At 72.6% G+C, this 4,040-nt stretch carries 3 protein-coding genes; 2 read left to right on the top strand and 1 reads right to left on the bottom strand.

The window, feature by feature from the left end; genetic code table 11:
• Positions 1–129: 129 nt before the first annotated feature.
• On the bottom strand, positions 130–1,434 hold the full coding sequence (locus tag ACFW9D_RS38060) for an alpha/beta fold hydrolase (protein ID WP_384630036.1): 1,305 nt from the start codon (positions 1,432–1,434) through the stop codon (positions 130–132).
• A gap of 247 nt (positions 1,435–1,681) precedes the next feature.
• On the opposite strand from ACFW9D_RS38060, the gene ACFW9D_RS38055 reads away from it, so the two are divergent.
• A complete protein-coding gene (locus ACFW9D_RS38055; RefSeq protein ID WP_384630034.1) occupies positions 1,682–2,455 on the top strand; it encodes a (Fe-S)-binding protein in 774 nt (257 codons plus the stop codon).
• A complete protein-coding gene (locus tag ACFW9D_RS38050) occupies positions 2,452–3,930 on the top strand; it encodes a LutB/LldF family L-lactate oxidation iron-sulfur protein (RefSeq protein ID WP_384630032.1) in 1,479 nt (492 codons plus the stop codon). The genes ACFW9D_RS38055 and ACFW9D_RS38050 overlap by 4 nt, the downstream gene beginning before the upstream one ends.
• The last annotated feature ends 110 nt before the right edge of the window (positions 3,931–4,040 follow it).

The following is a 4,040-nucleotide window of genomic DNA, read 5'->3' as shown; positions in this document are numbered from 1 at the left end:
CCTGAAATACAGAGGCTTCGGGTCGCATTTCGCCGATGAAGGCTGAGCGGCGCAGCCGCAAGCCTTCAGGGGCGCGGGGAACCGCGCGAGAAGCCCCACCGGGCCGCACCCGGCAACGAAACTACGGCGCTACACCTCCCCGCGCACCATCCCCAGCAGCCGGTCGAGCACCCGGGGCCCACCCGCCCGGACCCCGTCGTGCTCGAACTCGTTCGTCACCCAGCTCCGGGCCCCCCGAATCCCCTCGGCGGTCCGCAGGGCCATCGCCGTGTCCACGTACATGTCGTCGTGGTAGACGGCCGCGGCGACAGGAACCTCGTTCGCCGCCAGCCGCACGGAGTCGTACAGCGGCGCCCAGTCCACCCGCCCGGCGACGAGCTCCGCCGCCTCCCGCAGCGGCCGCAGCGCGGGGTCGCAGTCGAACTGCCAGGGGTGCACGCTCTCCCCCGTGAAGAGCAGCGCGCCACCGTCGGCCAGCGCCTTCTCCCCGTCGAACTGCGGGAACTCCCCGCGAACGCGCTCGGCCGACCAGTCGGTGGCCCGCCCGCCCTGGGCGTAGATCGCCTCGTGCAGCACGGCGTACAGCGGATGGCTCGCGTACGACAGGGCCGCGCCGATCTGTTCCTGGAACGCGTCGGACAGTTCGCGCCCGCCCGGGGTCCGTACGAACGCGTCCTCCAGCAGGTAGTGCAGCCGGTCGCTGCCGTCGCCCGCGCCGAGCCAGATGCCGAGGGACTGGAAGGCCTCCAGGGTGAGCCGGTAGCCGTTCGGCAGGACGGGCTCGTGCTCCAGGACGTACGCGCCGATCTCGCGGGCCCGCTCGACGTCCATCGGGTAGCGGGCGTAGTGCGCCCGGACCTTGCGCTCGACGCGCGGGTACGCGGCCCGGTACACGTCGTCCGCGTGCCCGTCGAGGGTCGGCAGTCCGCCGGTGATCAGCGCGGCGGCGAGACCCTCGGGCGCCGTCGACAGGTAGTTGACCGTGCAGAAGCCGCCGAAGCTCTGGCCGAGCACGGTCCAGGGCGCTCCCCCGGTGACCTCGCGGCGGACGAGCTCGCAGTCCCGCACGATCGAGTCGGCGCGGAAGAAGCCCAGGTACGCGGCCTGCTGCGGCGCGTCGCCGCGCAGCGGGAGCGTCTGCCGGCCGACGGGGGTGGACGCACCGGTTCCGCGCTGGTCGAGGAGGAGGACGCGGTGGTCCTTCAGGGCGCGGCCGAGCCAGGCCTGGGTGCCGGAGAAGCGGTTGGCTCCGAAGCCGGGGCCGCCCTGGAGGTAGAGCAGCCAGGGAAGGTCGGCGTCCTCGCGGCCCGGCGCGACGGCCTCGCGCGCGTACAGCTCGATCCGCTCGCCGTCGGGGGCGGAGTGGTCCAACGGGACGGAGAAGCGGCGGTCGGTGAGGACGACCCCGGCCTGCCGGTATCGCGCGGCGCTCAATTCGACTCCATGACGACTGATCGGATGACGGAACGAAGGCCCCGGATTCCGGACGACCGGGACGGGGCCAGTTCAGCACATGCCCTCGCGTCCGGAGCGGGCGGGACCCGGCCGGACGGGACCCCGGCCCGTGACGGACCGTCAGCCGTGTGCGCCCGCCCGCGCACACCCCGTGACCGACGGGCCACGACGACGTACGCTGCACCCATCCGATGATCGACCCGAGCGACCCGACGAAGGGGCCACGATGCGTGTCGCACTCTTCCTGACCTGTGTCAACGACACGCTCTATCCGGACACCGGCCGTGCCGTGGTGAAACTGCTGACCAGACTGGGCGTCGAGGTGGACTTCCCGGCCGCGCAGACCTGCTGCGGGCAGCCCCACTACAACACCGGCTACCGCCACGAGGCCGAACCGCTCGCCCGGCATTACTCCGATGTCTTCGGCCCCGGAGTCGCCTCGGGTGATTACGACGCAATCATCACGCCGTCGGGTTCGTGCGCCGCGATGGTGCGGGAGCTGTACCCGCGCATGGGCGAGCGGGCCCGCGCGGAGGGCCGCGGCGACCGGCTGGCGACCGCACTCGCGCCGGTGATCCCTAAGACGTACGAACTCACCGTGTTCCTCGTGGACGTGTTGGGAGTGACGGACGTCGGGGCTTTCTACCCCCACACCGTCACCTACCACCCCACCTGTCACGGCCTGCGCTCGCTCGGCCTCGGCGACCGCCCGACCCGGCTGCTCGCGGCGGTGAAGGGCCTTGAGCTGCGGGAGCTTCCGGGGGCGCAGGAGTGCTGCGGCTTCGGCGGCACCTTCGCCGTGAAGAACTCCGATGTCTCCGCGGCCATGGGCGCGGACAAGGTGCGCAACGCGGCGGCGACGGGCGCCGAGGTGCTGTGCGCGGCCGACAACTCCTGCCTGATGCACATCGGCGGCACGATGTCGCGCCTCCAGGTCGGCATGCGGCCGGTGCACATCGCGGAGATCCTGGCGAGCACGGAAGAGGAGCCCCTGGTATGAGCGGTACGTATCTCGGCATGCCCGCCTTCCCGGAGGCCGCGCACGACGCCGTACGGAACACGACGCTGCGCGCCAATCTGCGGCACGCGACCCACACGATCCGCGACAAGCGCGCCCGCGCGGTCGCCGAACTGGACGACTGGGCGCGGCTGCGCGAGGCCGGCAAGCAGATCAAGGACCACACGCTGCGCCACCTGGAGCACTATCTGGTCCAGTTGGAGGAGTCGGTGACGGCGGCCGGCGGCACCGTCCACTGGGCCGCCGACGCCGACGAGGCGAACCGGATCGTGACCCGGCTCGTCCTCGCGACCGGCGAGCGGGAGGTCGTCAAGGTCAAGTCGATGGCGACACAGGAGATCGGGCTCAACGAGGCGCTGGAGGCCGAGGGTGTCCGCGCCTACGAGACGGACCTCGCGGAGCTGATCGTGCAGCTCGGCGACGACCGCCCGTCCCACATCCTGGTGCCCGCGATCCACCGCAACCGCGGCGAGATCCGGGACATCTTCCGTGAGGAGATGGGGAGTTGGGGCCGCCCGGCCCCCGAGGGGCTCACCGACACCCCGGCCGAGCTGGCCGAGGCGGCCCGGCTGCACCTGCGCGAGAAGTTCCTGCGCGCCAAGGTGGGCGTCTCCGGCGCGAACTTCATGGTCGCCGAGACCGGCACCCTCGTGGTCGTCGAGTCCGAGGGCAACGGCCGGATGTGCCTGACCCTGCCCGAGACGCTGATCTCGGTGGTCGGCATCGAGAAGATCGTGCCGACCTGGCAGGACCTGGAAGTCTTCCTGCAGACCCTGCCGCGCTCCTCGACGGCCGAGCGCATGAACCCGTACACGTCGACGTGGACCGGCACCACCGACTCCGACGGCCCGCGGACCTTCCACCTCGTGCTGCTCGACAACGGTCGCACCGACACCCTCGCCGACGAGGTCGGCCGCCAGGCGCTGCGCTGCATCCGCTGCTCGGCGTGCCTGAACGTGTGCCCGGTCTACGAGCGGGCGGGCGGGCACGCGTACGGCTCCGTGTACCCGGGGCCGATCGGCGCGATCCTGAGCCCCCAACTGCGCGGCACGCAGAGCGAGATCGATGCCTCCCTGCCGTTCGCGTCCTCGCTGTGCGGCGCCTGCTACGAGGTGTGCCCGGTCGCCATCGACATCCCCGAGGTCCTCGTCCATCTGCGGGAGCGGGTGGTGGAGGGCGGGCCGGTGACCCGGCGCGGCACGAAGGTCACCCTCAAACCGGCCAGGGGGCACGCCGCCGAGCGCGCCGCGATGCGCGCCGCCCGCTGGGCGTTCACCCATCCGGCGGCGCTCGCGGCCGGCCAGCGCCTGGCCGCCCGCACCCGCCGCTTCCATCCGCGGACGGTGCCGGGTCCGGGTCGGGCGTGGACGGACACCCGGGATCTCCCGCAGGTGCCCGCGGAGTCCTTCCGCGACTGGTGGCAGCGGACAGACGGCGGCAAGGAGGCCGGCAAGTGAGCAGCAGGGACGTGATCCTGGGCCGGGTGCGGCGGGCGCGGGGGGGCCCCGCGCGGGCGGCCCCCCCCGCCACACACCCCCAGACGCCGCCCGACATAGACGGCGCCCTC

Origin of the sequence: Streptomyces sp. NPDC059524, from assembly GCF_042749255.1 — a bacterium.
GTDB classification, from domain to species: domain Bacteria; phylum Actinomycetota; class Actinomycetes; order Streptomycetales; family Streptomycetaceae; genus Streptomyces; species Streptomyces xanthii.
The sequence above is the reverse complement of the archived record's forward strand: the minus strand, read 5'-3'. Positions and strand labels throughout refer to the sequence as shown.

Coding starts and splice junctions, on each gene's coding strand:
- ACFW9D_RS38055 (WP_384630034.1), top strand. CDS start 1,682: ATGCGTGTCGCACTCTTCCTGACCTGTGTCAACGACACGCTCTATCCG.
- ACFW9D_RS38050 (WP_384630032.1), top strand. CDS start 2,452: ATGAGCGGTACGTATCTCGGCATGCCCGCCTTCCCGGAGGCCGCGCAC.